The sequence below is a fragment of the Endozoicomonas sp. ONNA1 genome (genome assembly GCF_024606325.1).
GTDB lineage: Bacteria > Pseudomonadota > Gammaproteobacteria > Pseudomonadales > Endozoicomonadaceae > Endozoicomonas_A.
The window spans coordinates 1-14,202 of sequence record NZ_JAHHPN010000720.1 but is presented as its reverse complement, the minus strand read 5'-3'; the positions used below and the strand labels follow the sequence as shown (position 1 = coordinate 14,202).

The following is a 14,202-nucleotide window of genomic DNA, read 5'->3' as shown; positions in this document are numbered from 1 at the left end:
CCCCCTTCATAGATGCGCAGCGGCTTAAGCTGTCATCCAGGGAGTCTCAGGCAGTTTGTCGAGATTCTGCTCATATCTCCTCAGATTAAACGATGCATTATTTTGAATGACATCGATAATTTCAACAGAGAGCGCGCAGGCGATGTAGTCCATGGCTTCCTGTCTCTCCATACCCGTCATAGTCAGCCTGAGTAGCGTCTCCTTGACTCTTGTGGGGTTATTCTCAGTCACCTGATTTTCAACGATTTCCAGCAAATGGGCCTCGGTGACCAGATCATCATCACTCATAACGGTTTTCCAAACGAACAAATTAGTTAATCTTAGCGTTTTAACCCATTGATTGGCAGCTTGGCGATGACTGAAGTGATTGAGATACGGGAAGACTATTATTTGATCAACTTTCAGTCGCTGCTGGATTTCGTTACTTATCAATATGAAGACCTTTTGGTGGATGATGAGAGCACTTTTATCAACCACTTCCGTAATGCCTCTGAACCTGCCCGGCGTCTCTACGTCCGTCTGATTTGCAGAAAGGGACCTTTGTTTCGTTCAGACACATTGAAATATCCGGAGATATTGGACATAACCCCGGCGGCCCGTGAACTTGAGAAACTGGGGTTAATGGCCATCAATACTGATACTGACGTCTCAGAAATGGTGAAGCTTGGCACCAAAGCGGAGCTTTTAAAGTGGTTCAGCTCAGTCAGTGACATTTCCTCAAAGCTGAAAAGACCTGATCTCGTTGAACGGATTGTGACCGAAGTCTCTCAGTCACCCACTCTGCCTTTTGATATCTATGAGCCTCTTTTCGCAGAACAAGTTAAGAATCTACAGTTCCTTTTTTTTGGCAATCTCCATCAGGATTTGACTGAATTTGTGCTGCAGGACCTGGGGCTCAATAAGTTTGAAAATTATTCTTTGGAAAAAAACAGTCGACTTTTCAAAACCCGATCAGAATTGAACGACGCTTTAAAACTATCACAATTAGGCATTCTCGCTTACGAGGCAGAGTTTGAAAAAGACTCTAAAGCCCTCTGCTATTTACAACATGAACTACCCGATCAACCTGCCAGCCCCATTCTAAAAAGACGGTTCAGTCGCCTGGTCAACCGAATCGCCAGAGCCTTGGAGCGAACAGAGCAGTTTGATGAAGCTCTGAGGCTGTTTGCACAATCAAACCTGCCTCCAGCCACCGAAAGAATGGCTCGCATCCGCCACAAACTTGGAGAGATAGAAGCCAGCAAAGCTATTTGCACAACTATTGTGAACAACCCTGCCAGCGATATGGAGCTGGAGTTTGCCAAACGATTTATCAGAAAATTAAAGGGCGACAGAGCCTCACGAAAACAACCCCGGTTTTCTGAAAAACACCTTTCCCTTTCGGACAACAGTGAAAGGGTTGAACTTCAGGTTCAAAAACACTTCCAGAATAAAGGCTGGGAAACGTTCTATGTAGAAAACACACTGATCTGTGGATTAGCGGGTCTGCTGTTCTGGGACATTCTGTTTGCCGATATTCCAGACGCCTTTTTCCACCCTTTCCAAAGTGCGCCTGCTGACTTATCGACCCCCGACTTTTATCGTAAACGACAAGCCTTGTTTGAAAACAGATTCAGACAACTGGAAGCGTCCAATGTGACCCGGGAGGCTCTGACAATTTACGAACAAAAGCAGGGCATCGCCAACCGGTTAGTCTATTGGCCTCGACTGTCAGAAAAGTTAATCACTCTCGCCTGCGATCTGATTCCCTGGACTCACCTGAAAGCGATGCTGGAAAAGCTGGTTTTCGACTTTGCCCATAATCGTACTGGCTTCCCTGACCTGATTCTGTTCAAGCCAGAATCTCAGGAATACCGATGGGTGGAAGTAAAAGGCCCTGGCGACCGGCTTCAGGAAAACCAGAAGCGCTGGCTTGCCTTTTTTGCTGAACGCGATATGCCGGCTGAAGTGATTTATGTGGATTGGCTTAAAAGGGTCAGGGAACACCCAAAGCATGTGAATCAGGGTTAATGCTTTAGATGCTTTTTCAGACTAAATTTCATACAAAAGTTTCCTCTTGCCCATCCGACTCTGGATTATTCCTTCGATAAGGCGGTGGAGGGTCTGCAGGTGCAGTTAGCGTGTCTATTTCTCGATAGGGTGGCGGTTGCATTGAAATAATGGGCGAATAATTACAGCTACCGGAATTTTCATCAGCCCCTGGTAAATCCTCAGGCACGGGGGCACTTACGGGCTGGTTCGTAACTGGCAAATGCCTCTGACAGGCAACACTTGCCTCAGTTATACGACGGCAACGGATACTGCAGCCATCGTTCTGATATGCATTGTAAGCGGTGTAAGCCAGGCAACCAACACAAGAACCAGTAGGAAAACCGGCAATCAATCCTGTGTAAGTATTAGTTGTTGCGAGAGCAATCAAATTCCCTGAAAATCCACCAAGCGCAGCTCCTAAGCCTGTAAAAACTCCACCACAAATCGCGTGTTTTCTGGCACTTTGCGACGTTGGGTCTGGGCAAATGCATTCTACTACGGTTGCACTTCCTGCTGCCTGCATAACCTACCTCCTTTAATATTTTGTTTCGTGATTATTTAATTGGACTTAAGTACAATAAAAAAGTTCCTCAGTTTTTTGTTAGAAAAAAATGAATATTTCTCTCTGTCATAACCACGGAGCAGCAGGCACTACAAGGTCAGCCGGATAATCTTGTCTGTAGTCTTTGATATGTGAAGTGGCGGAGTTGACTGAGCCCTGAAAGGATCGCTATTCGGTGTAACCATGGCCAATCAATGAAATGGCGCTCTCGTAGGGAATCGAACCCCAATCTCAGCCTCCGGAGGGCCGCGTGTTATCCGTTACACCACGAGAGCATTAACTAACGCAGCTTCGACAGGGCTGAATGCGGTTAGAGTTCTTATCCAGCTGAGCTGCGGCTGCTTGAAACCACTTTACTACAGTGCTTTCAGCGGAGGCCAATATTACTGATCAGCTTCCTGTCTGTCTATGGCTTTTTGCCGCAAACAGGGTTTTAGTCACTGGTATCTAAAGCTGAACAGCTTTTGGCTGATTCGACAACTGTCAACAAATAACCTTTCCCGTGGCAAGAGTCTGCAAAGAAAGCATGGCGCTTTCATATGGCCAATTGACACCTTTCCCCACCTGAAGAGGGTGTCTTACGCGAATTGAGGATAATATGAAATCTGATCTGGACGAACATGACACTGGCCTCTATACATAATGCATAAATCTGAAAGCATCACTTAATAACAAAGTCAGGGACTTCGAAGTTGATGCATTCCTTTGGAGTTTTTTGTAATGCTTGTTCTCTTGATTAAAATTAAAATGGTGTAGCCGTTTATGCGCTTGTTTCTTTCTTTAGTTTTCAACTTAAGTTTAACAATCAGCATAGGCTACGCGGACGTGTGTCCAATTTGTCTACATGAAATTGACAGTGGTCAGCAAAGTACCAGCCTTTGCTGCGGACATGATTTTCATGAGGATTGCATAGAGACATTACGATCACATCATCATGATCTATTATGCCCGGTTTGTAGGCAACGATCCCGAGTACATCGTGGTGCAAGTTCAGCAGATCATAGAATTTGTTTTGAGCAAGAACCTATGTCACAGGCACTTACCAGACCAGAGTCTCAGGCATCAATGATTGCTGTACTACAAAAAGGGCCGGCAAGTCCAAAATTACTGGTTTATGCTGCTCCATTCGTAGAATCACAAAAAGATTTCCCAGCAAGAGACGATACTGGCAGAGAATTATACGAAACATTATCTACTTTGTTTTTTCAGCGTTTATCAGAGTTAAGCGAAGCCGATAAATCGAAATATGAAAAAGGTCTTGAAGAGCTCGTGAATTTTCTAAACGAGCCAGAGACAGAGACGCAATGACAGCTGGTTTTATTGAGTGCATGTTCTGTAAGTGTTATAGCAATAGTAACTTATCTTTAACTTTATAATGGCCGACTCCGTCGTTTCATGCTGCTCAAAGTCAACCAGCATTTGAACGTTTTATTCTGTTGTAAAACCAGGAGCCATTCGGTTGCATACTCCCGAACCTCTTCCAGAGACTCAAAGAGGTGTTCGTTTACCCAGCTGTATCGAACGACTCTAAGTACCAATGTTTATATTTATATAAAATATACAATAAAATCAATTAGTTAAACAATTAGCTGATATAACAAACGTTTTGTTCTATAATCCGCGTTGCTTAAAAAGAATTCGGTTACTGGCGGTGCCCTGAGCACACAATCAATAAAATCATCGCAATGGTTTATTCAGGTCCACAAGATGTAACCATAAACAGCATAAGCGTTGAGATGTCTGCCGTAGCCGCTGGCTAATTACATGGTGCCGCAGACCTTTGTCGATATAGGGGATAAGTGAGTGTCTCGGGTAACTCAAGTACGTACGTTAATGGCCTTGGTCGGTGGCCTGTTTTCTATTCTGGCGTTCGCCAAGCCTGCTGAACTGGATGAAATTTCCCGTAAAGAAGTAGCCGAGCGAATTGCACCTGTTGGCTCAGTGTGTCAACAAGGTGAAGAGTGCGCTGCCAATGTGGGCGCTTCTGCCAGCACCAGCAGTGGTCCTCGTTCCGGTGAGCAGATCTTCAATCAGTTCTGTACAGCCTGTCATACTTCCGGTCTGCTTGGCGCTCCGAAAAAAGGTGACAAGGCTACCTGGGAAACCAAACTGTCTGCAGCGGGTGATTTCAATAAACTACTGGCTAGCGCCATCAAGGGTGTCGGCAGCATGCCTCCAAAGGGAACCTGCATGGATTGCTCCGACGAAGAGATCAGCCACGCTATCGAATATATGAGTGGCCTCAAGCCCTGACAGGCTTTCAGTCCACAGGCCTTCAGGCCAGTGGACTGACGAAACCCTCCGGCTTCACTGCCAGAATTGAACAGTAGATATTGTTCAGAATATTCTCAGCCGTATTCCCCATCAGCATTCCCCGGGCATGACGGCTCAGAGTTCCCATTACGATCAGATCCACATTAATTTCATTGGCTAAATTCTGTATTTCTCTGGCAGCGCTGCCTTTCAAGAGATGTACTTTTACCTTGTCAGAGTCAGGATCAATGCCCGCGTCCAGCAGTGTTTTATCCAGTCTCTGCTGGTAGCGCTGATGGGTACTCTCCTGAAGATCATAGACCTCTTCGTCACCCAACATCCTTAATGCAGGTTGGTTCAATGGTAGATTCCAGACCGACACTATATGCAGCTCCGCATCTTCCTGACTGCTGAGGTAATGGCCATGGAGGAGCAGACTTCTATTGAGGGCCAATGCATCACTGTCCGGATCACCAACATCGACCGCTACCAGAATTCTACCAGTGAAATCAGGTAACTGATCCCTGCAGGCCATCATCAATACGGGAACCGGACATTTTCTCAGCAATGCGAGATCATTACCCGTTAACTGATTACGAACCAGTGCCCCGCTAGGATCCGCGAGTTTGATGACCAAATCCACACCGAACTCTTCAATCAAACCCGCGATGAGCTGTCTGGGCTTGCCAGCGACAATATGAACTTCAGCATCAATGCCTTCTTCCCATGCCAGCTGCCTGAGCTTTTCGGCATCCAGCTCCAGCTGTTTTTTCATAACGGCCTCAAGCTTGCCTTCCAGAGGGATAAACTGAAGCTTGCGCATGACTTCCAGGCTTTGATCAAAAAAGGCCATGATCAGTCTGGCGTTATTGTCAGCTACCAGCCTGAAGGCCTGTCTTAACTCGAGTTCGCTGGTATGGCTTCCGGTGATGGCAACCATAACGGTCTTGAAGGCATGCATTGTCAACCCCTCATAAGATCATCTCACCAATAACCGGAATAATAGACAGCACCAGTAAAAGCGCCATAGCGATGTTAAACGCCCTTTGATAAGACGACTGTTGCAACATCTTATTCAGACGAACACCGAAGAATAACCATACACCTACACAGGGAACCGCAGCGACCAGAAAGGCCAGCGCAATGACAAGCACTTGCAGAAACACATCTCCGGACACCGTTGTATAAGCAGCCACGGCACCTGTCGCCATAATCCATGCTTTCGGGTTTACCCATTGAAACAGGGCTGACTGCATAAAAGTCAGTGGTCTGGATCTGCCGCCATTGAGATCGACAGGTGAAGACTTTGCAATGAGCCAGGCAAGGTACAGAAGATAAGCGACACCCAGAACCTTGATGATATCGTGCAGAACCGGAAAAAGATCAAACACCGCCCCCAGCCCCAACCCCACAAACAGCACCATCAAAGGAAAGCCCAGACAGATGCCTAAAAAGTGAGGGATGCTCTGCCGGGTACCATAATTCATACCTGAGGTCATGATCATGACATTATTGGGTCCCGGGGTAATCGTACTGGAAAAAGCAAAAGCCAGCAGGGGCCACAAAACAACACTTAACTCACCACTCATCATAAGCCTCCTGTTACGGTTATCAGGCCTTTCAGGTAGAGTAAAGCGCGACCACGCAGCAAAACCCTGTCCTCACACCATTCACACTCCAGTTGCCCTGTTCTCGGGGAAATTTGTTCAGCTTTGAGTGTTCTTTTGCCCAATAGTTCAGACCAGTAAGGAGTTAGCATAGTATGAGCTGATCCAGTGACCGGATCTTCTTTTATGGCGACCTCAGGTCCGCCAAACCAGCGGAAGACGAAATCCACACCCACTCTTTCCGAACGAGCAGAAATAACCACACCGCGCACCCTGCTGTTCTTCAGGCCGGTGAAGTCCAGGTTCAGACTGGCTACTGTTTCTTCATTGGGAGCAACAATTAACAGATCATCTTTATTGAATCCGGAATCCAACGCTTCAAAGGGAAGCTGTTTTGCAACTTCTTCTGGAATGGGCTCATGAGCAAAGGAAGCCGCCGGAAAATCCAGTTCAATCAGGTCTTCTTTGAATCTGACGTTTAAAAGGCCGGATAAACTATCAAAAGATAACTCTTCTGATTGATCTCCCAGCTCATGTCGGATCACATAACTGGCTGCCAGTGTCGCATGCCCACACAGACTGACCTCTGCACCCGGTGTGAACCAGCGAATGTAATAACGTCCATCCGCGCCAGCAATAAAGGCTGTTTCTGAAAGGTTATTTTCCAGAGCTATGCTTTGCATCAGTTCATCAGACAGCATCTCTTCGACCGGGCAGATAGCAGCTGGATTACCTCGGAACAGTTCACTGGTAAAAGCATCGACCTGATAGATGGGAAGCACTTTCATTGTTCATTCCTTTCTTATGTTGCCTGGTGAAAAGCGATTTACACTCTCTTGTTTTGCTTGCCTTTGCTTTCAACGTTGGCGACCCTGACCAACCCTTTTTAAACGATTATTGTCGTATGCTTGCTTCTGCATAGCTGAAAGTTCCAATGATTCACGCATAAATTGTCACCATACAATTTTATTTTTATTTTACTTTTCCATTTGATTGCAGTGTAGAGGGTGCTTAGAATCGATCAACTCTTTTATTGTCACCATGACAATCATGCAAAAAAACTAAATCTATGATCGACTGGCAACCAAATCTGGATCGATTTTCCGGACCCAAATACAAAGCTTTGGCTGACGCCATAGAAGAGGCCATAACAGGGGGAGAGCTGAATAGTGGCGATCGACTGCCCACACATCGCTCTCTGTCTGACCAACTGGGCGTCACCGTCGGGACAATTACACGTGGCTACGCTGAAGCTGAACGACGACGGCTTGTTACCGCAAGAGTGGGAAGCGGTACTTTTGTTCTTGGTAAGGTCTGGAATAAAAGAGACTTCTCAATTCCGCAGCCCCGGCCATCCGACCTGATCGACCTCAGCCTCAGTTTGCCTGTCCCGGCCAGCCGAGAGCAGATTCTGGCCAATAGCCTGAGTTCAGTGGCCGAAAAATGGCAACAACTTTCATCTTTACTGGACTACCACCCGGAAACGGGCATCTCCCGGCATCGTGAAACCATGGTGCGCTGGATGCGCTATCACGGTATGGAAGCGGAATCAGACAACATTCTGATAACATCCGGTGGACAGAACGCCAATATGCTCACTCTCCAGGGACTGCTGAGGCCCGGAGATGTTATCGCATCAGAACATTTGACCTACCGCGGATTTATTAATGCTGCCAGACAGTGGCAGCTTCGCCATATCGGGTTGGCCATGGACCAGCATGGTCTGACGCCTCAGTCGCTGGACCAATGTTGCCATCAATTCAAACCGCGCCTTCTTTATCTGATGCCAAACCTTCAGAACCCAACGGCCACTTTGATGCCACTGGCCAGACGTCAGGAAATTCTGGACGTTGCTGCTGTGCATAATCTTGTGATTCTGGAAGACGATGTGCAGTTTATTCCGCCTGAAGAGCGGTTACCATCTCTCTACAGTCTTGCCCCGGAACGGGTGGTTTATACTACGAGCTTTTCCAAATCTCTGGCAGGAGGGCTGAGAGTCGGTTTTATTTGCAGCCCGGAAGACCTTAACCAGAAAATCAGGATCGCCATGCAAAACAACTGCTGGAGCACTCCCCCGCTGATGTCAGAAGTAGTAACAGAATGGATTGACTCCGGAGAAGCCCGGCAACTGACAGTCTGGCAGCGGGAAGAAATTCTGTACCGGCAGCACATTTTGGAAGAAACTATCGGGCATCTGGATATCCAGTCACAGCCTTACAGTTTTTATGCCTGGCTCAAGCTGCCGGAACCCTGGCGGGCAGAAACATTTGTCCAACAGCTGGAAAGTAAAAATGTTAAAGTGCTGCACTCTGAAGTGTTTGCGGTTGGCAGCTCGGCTGCACCTCAGGCCGTCAGAATCTGCATCAGCAGTCCATCATCAAGAGATCAACTCAGAAGAGGTCTGGAAACTATCAGCGCAATGCTGGCCTCTGAACCCAACCCTGTTTTAAGACCCATTGTCTTTTAAATAGCCTATTGAATGGTTTTTTAGATGAAACAATTGAACACTTCCTGGTTTAACGGTGTCCTGGCTTTAGCAGGCTGGCTGATCTGCATGACGACCCAGTCAAGCTGGGCTGTCGCCGCGACGGTAGTCATTCTAATGATCCATTTCTCCACCTCCGGTTACTGGAAAAAAGAGCGGGAGATTCTGGTTATCACCCTGATTCTGGGTAGCGCCCTGGATAGTGTGATGAGCAATATAAGTGTTCTTCAGTTTTCCGGTGAGAGTCGAATTCTTCCTTCATGGCTGGCTTGTATCTGGCTAATGCCAGGGTTGACCATTCGTCATAGTCTCAATTGGCTTGGTAAAAACAGACTGACTGGTAACTTGTTTGTTATTATTTTGACCGCAGTACATTACTTCCTGTTGTTACAGTTCACCTATGTTACCTCCCATCTGCCAACATGGCAGGCAGTGGCTATTCTTTCAATATTCGCAACACTAGTTATTAATATTATTCTGACATTTTCTGATATCTGGCTAGAAAAATATGAACGACAGACTACCGAATGATCGCTCATTGCTGAGGCAGAAAAATCACCGCCACTGGATTTCTTCGACAAAAACAGCTCCGAAAGGAGCCCAGTATAAAATACACTTACATAAAAGCATCACTTTCCTTACATAAAATATTGCAAGATAACGTCATTTCTGTGTAGCCTGACAGCATTTCCAGGCGATGAGTGCTACTAGTGCGCGCACAATAATAAAGGAACGTATTTTATGACCGTCTCAGCATCCCCTGTTAACGCCAGTGACTTCCTGAATCAAAAGGCAACTGATATCAGGTGCTGGTATGAGTCCGGCACTCAACCCATAGAGGGCCTGAATGTTCGTAAAATGCCGGCTCGTGCAGAGCCTCTTGAATATATACCCAGCCAGGGTAAAGCCAAAAACAAGGCTCGTTTCAAACTGATCGTCAGTAAGAGCTTTAAGCTCTGGTCGATAGACCTTGAAATGAGCTTTTTCTGCCAGCCCTGGTTAAGCAATGACGGTATAGCCAACCCACCTGGTTTGCTTTTCTCAGTCATTGATGACGAAAATACAGCCCACCCGATTGAATACCTGCCGATGGTGTTCGACTGTGATGAAGAGGGTATGAACGCACAACAGTGGTTCAGCTTCTGGATTCAAAAGATTCTGAAAAGACCTTCCATCAAAATTGTCTTTGCCTATAAACAACTGATTTCCTCTGAGCTTGACGACTGAAGGATTGTTTCATTAACGTGACACATGCAGTATTACTAATGAGAACCGGAGCCTGATTTGAGTTATTCGTAACCAAAGGCTCCTTTCTTTTTATTTCCGGCTATGTATACAATATTTGCTAGTACTTAATAGAAACAGACAGGGCTTTCTTAGTCTGGAAAACGCGGGGTTAGTACTTTAGTTTTTCCTGCCATCTAACACTTTTGAAGGAACAATATGCATCGTCTACTCCTGTTTTTCTTCACTGCTTCACTGTCGTTCTTCTCATACGCAGAATTCGGTCAATATACTCATCGCTGGGTTGCTGTATTTGACACTGGCCTTGTTAACAGCTGCGACGCACAACGTCTTATTGACAAGTTGAATGGCCTCTCTTCAGAGACAACGCTGTCACTGTTGCGCCCCTTCGGTTCCTGCGGAATTATTTTTCTGTCCGATGCACTGTTGGATCCTGAAACCCTTATTAAGCAAGACTCATCCATTCGATATATTGAACCCGATGGAATTAACAAAATCCTGCCGGTAATGCCAACCACCCATTAACAAAAACATATAAAATCTACTGCATTAACTAAAAGGGACTTTGACCTCCCTCCCCTAAAAAGAAAGTAGCAATGTCAATATAATCGGATAAAAGATCATACTCTTATTAGTCAAAACGATGGTTGAGACATCACTTTCCTAAAAAACTTTCTGCACCGCACAGACAACCCAGTGCATTTAAAAATGTCAACAATGGCAGCAACATCAACCTGGTGACCCGTTGCCTGACATTAAACTCCCCGAACCCCCATTATTCCCTAATTACTTCTACTTCTGTTAGTGCTAAAGTGCGCAATTTTTTCGCTTATCTTTCTTGAGCACCCCAATGAGTTCTATAGACATCAACAACATCAAGCTGACTGAATACAGCAGTGGCGCAGGTTGCGGCTGCAAGATATCGCCTCAGATTCTTGACGGCATTCTGAAAACCAACCTTCAGTTGCCCGACTTCCCGGGGCTGATTGTCGGCAATTCCAGTAAGGATGATGCTGCTGTTTTTGATATGGGAAATGGTGAAGGAGTGATCAGCACCACCGACTTTTTCATGCCTATTGTTGATGATCCCTTCGATTTTGGCCGAATTGCTGCCACCAATGCGATCAGTGATATCTATGCCATGGGAGGTACGCCGATGATGGCTATTGCCATACTGGGCTGGCCAGTGAAAATTCTGCCCCCTGAAATTGCCGCAAAAGTTGTAGATGGGGGTCGCCAAGCCTGCGCAGATGCCCGCATTCCTCTGGCAGGTGGACACAGCATTGATGCTCCCGAACCCATTTTCGGACTGGCGGTCACCGGCAAGGTACCGCTGGAGCAGCTCAAGCGCAATGACCAGGCCCGGGCAGGTAGCAGGCTTTACCTCACCAAACCTCTTGGTGTGGGCATTCTGACTACAGCTCAGAAGAAAAAGCTGCTCAAGGATGAACACCGCCACCTGGCTCGTGACGCCATGTGTACTCTTAACAAGATTGGCGCAGAACTGGCGCAATTACCGGGTATCAGTGCCATAACTGATGTCACAGGATTTGGCCTGCTGGGTCACCTGATTGAAGTCTGTGAAGGCAGCAAAGTAGCGGCCACTATCAAAATGAACAGTCTGCCACTGCTCCCACACGTCAGTGAATACCAACTTCAAGACTGCATTCCGGGGGGCACTTTACGCAATTTTGACAGTTATGGACATAAGGCCGGGGCGGTCACAAAAGAGCAAAAACAGCTCCTGTGCGACCCACAGACCAGTGGTGGCTTACTGGTAGCTGTTGATAGAGAGAGTGAAAAAGCGTTTCTGACCCTTACCCGCCAGTATGGCCTTTCACTAGAGCCTATTGGTGAGCTGGAAAAGTATGCACAAGGCCCTTTGGTGAGGATTCAGATTTAAGCGGCCCAAAAAAAGCCCGACGGAAGTGTCGGGCTTTAAAATTGGGTTAGATTGTACGGTTACCGTATTCGCTCGAAGGCTTTTTGGGCGGATCAGCGGTAACGTTTGATGGGACTTCTTCTATCTCACCACCGGATTCAAGAAAGGCCTCTACCTGAGCGTTGAGACTCTCTCTGAGTTTTTTCCGGGACTCTACTGTGCGCTGATCAGCGGGTTCGTCTCGACTCCCCAGAAAACTGATATCAACCCCGTCAAAACCAGCAGCAGCTTTTTTCGGCGTTTTCCGTGCCATAGCTATTTCCTCTTGGATACTGGTCAATGGAGCAATCTGTGCTCCAACCCATATTTTTAGACTTTAGTTCCGATTTTTTTAAGTTATAGTCCAGCGTTGTTAAAACGCCAGTCGGTCTGAGTCCTCCGTCAATATACTGCTATTAAAAAAATCAATGAATTTATAATTACCTATATAGATTACCTTGTAAAGTCACAATCAATAGACGTTTTCCACCGCGCTCTTTGTGCTCTCCCAACCAGAGCCCCTGCCGGGTTCCCAGATTGAATCGGCCCTCAGTGATGGGCACCATGACACCAGCGCCCCACAGGCTCGACTTTATATGGGCCGGCATATCATCAGCCCCGCCAAGAACATGGCGATAGTAGTCGGCATCATCCGGAATAGCTTGAAGGGAAAACATTTCCATATCGTGACGAACATCCGGATCTGTATTCTCATTCAGAGTGAGGGATGCGGACGTATGCTGAATAAAGATATGAGCCAAACCCATCTGATACTTCGAAAGCTCGGGAAGCTTTGACTCTAACTCATCAGTTATAAGATGAAAGCCCCTGTCTTTTTCCGATAGTAGAATCAATTTCTGATACCAGGCCATATAAAGTCTTCTCCTGTCTTGCCGAACTGCATTGAGCCATTGAAGCCTTTTACTCAGCTTAACGGGCCTGCTTAATGATTCAGAGATATTGGCTCAATCTTTTACTGTTTCTCTCTTTTCTGGCCACATCGTCCTACGCCAACGATTTGAATAAGTTTGGTTGTGATTTTCTCGACATGCAGACTTTTTACATGGAGGAGCTGGGCGTCAGTGATGTCATTATTATTCATCTGACTCAAAAAATGGATACGCCTGAGATAAAGGGTTTTACCCAACAACTCGGGCCGAAAAAGTACCTTATAGCCCTGGCAGAAGGTCTGGAACCCAGCGAAATAAGAGTCACCATGGCTCACGAACTGGTCCATGTCCGGCAGCTGGAAGAAGGCTCTATCGAAAACAAGGAGTTCGAAAAACATTATCTGGACAGAAGCTTCGAAGATGAAGCCTTTCGGCTAAGCCTGCCAATGGCTGCCCGATTCTACACCAGCCATTCATGTAATGATCAAGAGTCTGGCAATAGCCTTTAACCTGAAAGCTATGAAGACGTCCCATCTCGCTCCAGGAACCTGCGAAGCTCCGGAAGTTAGCTTCATTCAGAAATCCACTGCCCCATTTCCAGAAGCCTTATAAGTGATAAATGAAGCCACTCACGAAGACTGCTACCAACAGGCTATGCCAATTTTTTATGTCGTAGCAGAAATGATCATAACTCTTGATACCCATCCGCGGCATCACCTAATGGAACGGGTAGTTTCCTCTTGAACTTCTTAACGGCTACGATAGCTGAAACCACGGCAACCAAGACCACAACACCCGCGGTAATAAGCCCAATACACCAGTCTGGAAATTTTGGACTCAATACAGGCGGCAGTTTGTCAAGACCCAGAGAAATCACTTGCATCCGCACATGCCGGACACCCTTCTCAACATCAGCGTCTGCAACTGCCAGATAGGCTTTATTGCCCACAAAGACCGGGCGCATTGACCTACGTGCCGGAGCCTTGAATGCGGTGTCAACACGATGGACATTGACCTGGTTTTCATAAGTAACGACAGACAATTGCCCATTACTGTTGTAAATAATGGTGTGCAAAGAATTTTTCGCAGTCACCAGTCTAAGAGTTAAAAACCTATCCGATGTGCCTGAAGAAAAACAAACTGTATCGTCAAGAATAAAAGCGCCATCCATCTGTCCATTGTCAGTGGCGAACCGGCGAATAGAAAGC

The 14,202-nt window shown here is 46.6% G+C and carries 17 protein-coding genes, 1 tRNA gene and 2 pseudogenes; 10 read left to right on the top strand and 10 right to left on the bottom strand.

Going from position 1 to position 14,202, the window contains the following annotated elements; all coding sequences use genetic code 11:
• Positions 1 to 24: 24 nt before the first annotated feature.
• A complete protein-coding gene (locus KDK19_RS16875) occupies positions 25 to 288 on the bottom strand; it encodes a hypothetical protein (RefSeq protein ID WP_257280906.1) in 264 nt (87 codons plus the stop codon).
• A 66-nt stretch (positions 289 to 354) separates the two neighbouring features.
• On the opposite strand from KDK19_RS16875, the gene KDK19_RS16870 reads away from it, so the two are divergent.
• On the top strand, positions 355 to 2,010 hold the full coding sequence (locus tag KDK19_RS16870; RefSeq protein WP_257288542.1) for a VRR-NUC domain-containing protein: 1,656 nt from the start codon (positions 355 to 357) through the stop codon (positions 2,008 to 2,010).
• A 28-nt stretch (positions 2,011 to 2,038) separates the two neighbouring features.
• Here KDK19_RS16870 and KDK19_RS16865 read toward each other — a convergent pair whose 3' ends face one another.
• Both KDK19_RS16865 and KDK19_RS16860 read right to left on the bottom strand, forming a co-directional pair.
• Positions 2,039 to 2,554: a hypothetical protein gene (locus tag KDK19_RS16865; protein WP_257292422.1), complete on the bottom strand. Its 516-nt coding sequence runs from the start codon at positions 2,552 to 2,554 to the stop codon at positions 2,039 to 2,041.
• Between the two features lie 239 nt (positions 2,555 to 2,793).
• Positions 2,794 to 2,868, bottom strand: a tRNA-Arg gene (locus KDK19_RS16860).
• 487 nt (positions 2,869 to 3,355) lie between these two features.
• On the opposite strand from KDK19_RS16860, the pseudogene KDK19_RS24460 reads away from it, so the two are divergent.
• Positions 3,356 to 3,541 (top strand): annotated as a pseudogene (locus tag KDK19_RS24460) (RING finger domain-containing protein); the annotation flags it as partial.
• 78 nt (positions 3,542 to 3,619) lie between these two features.
• Complete coding sequence (locus KDK19_RS16855) at positions 3,620 to 3,901, top strand: hypothetical protein (protein ID WP_257292421.1); 282 nt, start codon at positions 3,620 to 3,622, stop codon at positions 3,899 to 3,901.
• 100 nt (positions 3,902 to 4,001) lie between these two features.
• Here KDK19_RS16855 and KDK19_RS16850 read toward each other — a convergent pair.
• Positions 4,002 to 4,122 (bottom strand): annotated as a pseudogene (locus KDK19_RS16850) (IS3 family transposase); the annotation flags it as partial.
• Positions 4,123 to 4,396: 274 nt separating this feature from the next.
• Between KDK19_RS16850 and KDK19_RS16845 the strand changes: the two are divergent.
• Positions 4,397 to 4,846 carry a c-type cytochrome gene (locus tag KDK19_RS16845; protein ID WP_257280910.1) on the top strand — a complete coding sequence of 150 codons (450 nt, stop codon included), beginning with the start codon at positions 4,397 to 4,399 and terminating at the stop codon, positions 4,844 to 4,846.
• A gap of 22 nt (positions 4,847 to 4,868) precedes the next feature.
• Here the strand turns inward: KDK19_RS16845 and KDK19_RS16840 are convergent, their stop codons facing one another.
• The 3 genes from KDK19_RS16840 to KDK19_RS16830 are packed head-to-tail and all read right to left on the bottom strand — an operon-like array spanning position 4,869 to position 7,241.
• Positions 4,869 to 5,807, bottom strand: a complete 939-nt coding sequence (locus KDK19_RS16840) for a universal stress protein (RefSeq protein ID WP_257276393.1) — start codon at positions 5,805 to 5,807, stop codon at positions 4,869 to 4,871.
• Positions 5,808 to 5,817: 10 nt separating this feature from the next.
• The gene (locus tag KDK19_RS16835; RefSeq protein ID WP_257292420.1) at positions 5,818 to 6,438 is read right to left on the bottom strand and encodes a LysE family translocator; all 621 of its coding nucleotides are present in this window, start codon (positions 6,436 to 6,438) and stop codon (positions 5,818 to 5,820) included.
• Positions 6,435 to 7,241, bottom strand: a complete 807-nt coding sequence (locus tag KDK19_RS16830; protein WP_257292419.1) for a PhzF family phenazine biosynthesis protein — start codon at positions 7,239 to 7,241, stop codon at positions 6,435 to 6,437. The genes KDK19_RS16835 and KDK19_RS16830 overlap by 4 nt, the downstream gene beginning before the upstream one ends.
• Positions 7,242 to 7,522: 281 nt before the next feature.
• On the opposite strand from KDK19_RS16830, the gene KDK19_RS16825 reads away from it, so the two are divergent.
• The 5 genes from KDK19_RS16825 (at position 7,523) to selD (ending at position 12,086) form a co-directional block, all read left to right on the top strand.
• Positions 7,523 to 8,920 carry a PLP-dependent aminotransferase family protein gene (locus KDK19_RS16825; RefSeq protein ID WP_257276390.1) on the top strand — a complete coding sequence of 466 codons (1,398 nt, stop codon included), beginning with the start codon at positions 7,523 to 7,525 and terminating at the stop codon, positions 8,918 to 8,920.
• A gap of 24 nt (positions 8,921 to 8,944) precedes the next feature.
• On the top strand, positions 8,945 to 9,469 hold the full coding sequence (locus KDK19_RS16820; RefSeq protein ID WP_257292418.1) for a DUF2878 domain-containing protein: 525 nt from the start codon (positions 8,945 to 8,947) through the stop codon (positions 9,467 to 9,469).
• Positions 9,470 to 9,679: 210 nt separating this feature from the next.
• Positions 9,680 to 10,165 carry a hypothetical protein gene (locus KDK19_RS16815; RefSeq protein WP_257276388.1) on the top strand — a complete coding sequence of 162 codons (486 nt, stop codon included), beginning with the start codon at positions 9,680 to 9,682 and terminating at the stop codon, positions 10,163 to 10,165.
• A gap of 216 nt (positions 10,166 to 10,381) precedes the next feature.
• Positions 10,382 to 10,708: a hypothetical protein gene (locus KDK19_RS16810; protein ID WP_257292417.1), complete on the top strand. Its 327-nt coding sequence runs from the start codon at positions 10,382 to 10,384 to the stop codon at positions 10,706 to 10,708.
• Positions 10,709 to 11,033: 325 nt separating this feature from the next.
• Entirely contained in the window at positions 11,034 to 12,086 is a 1,053-nt protein-coding gene (gene selD, locus KDK19_RS16805; RefSeq protein ID WP_257288545.1) for a selenide, water dikinase SelD, read from the top strand.
• Between the two features lie 46 nt (positions 12,087 to 12,132).
• Here the strand turns inward: selD and KDK19_RS16800 are convergent, their stop codons facing one another.
• The gene (locus KDK19_RS16800; RefSeq protein ID WP_257276385.1) at positions 12,133 to 12,378 is read right to left on the bottom strand and encodes a hypothetical protein; all 246 of its coding nucleotides are present in this window, start codon (positions 12,376 to 12,378) and stop codon (positions 12,133 to 12,135) included.
• A gap of 166 nt (positions 12,379 to 12,544) precedes the next feature.
• Positions 12,545 to 12,976 (bottom strand): secondary thiamine-phosphate synthase enzyme YjbQ, encoded by a 432-nt coding sequence (locus KDK19_RS16795; RefSeq protein WP_257276384.1) that lies wholly within the window; start codon positions 12,974 to 12,976, stop codon positions 12,545 to 12,547.
• A 74-nt stretch (positions 12,977 to 13,050) separates the two neighbouring features.
• Here KDK19_RS16795 and KDK19_RS16790 point away from each other — a divergent pair, with 74 nt between their 5' ends.
• Positions 13,051 to 13,503 carry a hypothetical protein gene (locus KDK19_RS16790; RefSeq protein WP_257288546.1) on the top strand — a complete coding sequence of 151 codons (453 nt, stop codon included), beginning with the start codon at positions 13,051 to 13,053 and terminating at the stop codon, positions 13,501 to 13,503.
• 176 nt (positions 13,504 to 13,679) lie between these two features.
• Here KDK19_RS16790 and KDK19_RS16785 read toward each other — a convergent pair.
• Positions 13,680 to 14,202 (bottom strand): hypothetical protein (locus KDK19_RS16785; RefSeq protein WP_257292416.1); only part of this gene is annotated, 523 nt, incomplete at its 5' end.

Coding starts and splice junctions, on each gene's coding strand:
- KDK19_RS16840 (WP_257276393.1), bottom strand. CDS start 5,807: ATGCATGCCTTCAAGACCGTTATGGTTGCCATCACCGGAAGCCATACC.
- KDK19_RS16835 (WP_257292420.1), bottom strand. CDS start 6,438: ATGATGAGTGGTGAGTTAAGTGTTGTTTTGTGGCCCCTGCTGGCTTTT.
- KDK19_RS16810 (WP_257292417.1), top strand. CDS start 10,382: ATGCATCGTCTACTCCTGTTTTTCTTCACTGCTTCACTGTCGTTCTTC.
- KDK19_RS16875 (WP_257280906.1), bottom strand. CDS start 288: ATGAGTGATGATGATCTGGTCACCGAGGCCCATTTGCTGGAAATCGTT.
- KDK19_RS16870 (WP_257288542.1), top strand. CDS start 355: ATGACTGAAGTGATTGAGATACGGGAAGACTATTATTTGATCAACTTT.
- KDK19_RS16815 (WP_257276388.1), top strand. CDS start 9,680: ATGACCGTCTCAGCATCCCCTGTTAACGCCAGTGACTTCCTGAATCAA.
- KDK19_RS16800 (WP_257276385.1), bottom strand. CDS start 12,378: ATGGCACGGAAAACGCCGAAAAAAGCTGCTGCTGGTTTTGACGGGGTT.
- KDK19_RS16820 (WP_257292418.1), top strand. CDS start 8,945: ATGAAACAATTGAACACTTCCTGGTTTAACGGTGTCCTGGCTTTAGCA.
- KDK19_RS16865 (WP_257292422.1), bottom strand. CDS start 2,554: ATGCAGGCAGCAGGAAGTGCAACCGTAGTAGAATGCATTTGCCCAGAC.
- KDK19_RS16855 (WP_257292421.1), top strand. CDS start 3,620: ATGTCACAGGCACTTACCAGACCAGAGTCTCAGGCATCAATGATTGCT.
- KDK19_RS16830 (WP_257292419.1), bottom strand. CDS start 7,241: ATGAAAGTGCTTCCCATCTATCAGGTCGATGCTTTTACCAGTGAACTG.
- KDK19_RS16795 (WP_257276384.1), bottom strand. CDS start 12,976: ATGGCCTGGTATCAGAAATTGATTCTACTATCGGAAAAAGACAGGGGC.
- KDK19_RS16825 (WP_257276390.1), top strand. CDS start 7,523: ATGATCGACTGGCAACCAAATCTGGATCGATTTTCCGGACCCAAATAC.
- KDK19_RS16790 (WP_257288546.1), top strand. CDS start 13,051: ATGATTCAGAGATATTGGCTCAATCTTTTACTGTTTCTCTCTTTTCTG.
- selD (WP_257288545.1), top strand. CDS start 11,034: ATGAGTTCTATAGACATCAACAACATCAAGCTGACTGAATACAGCAGT.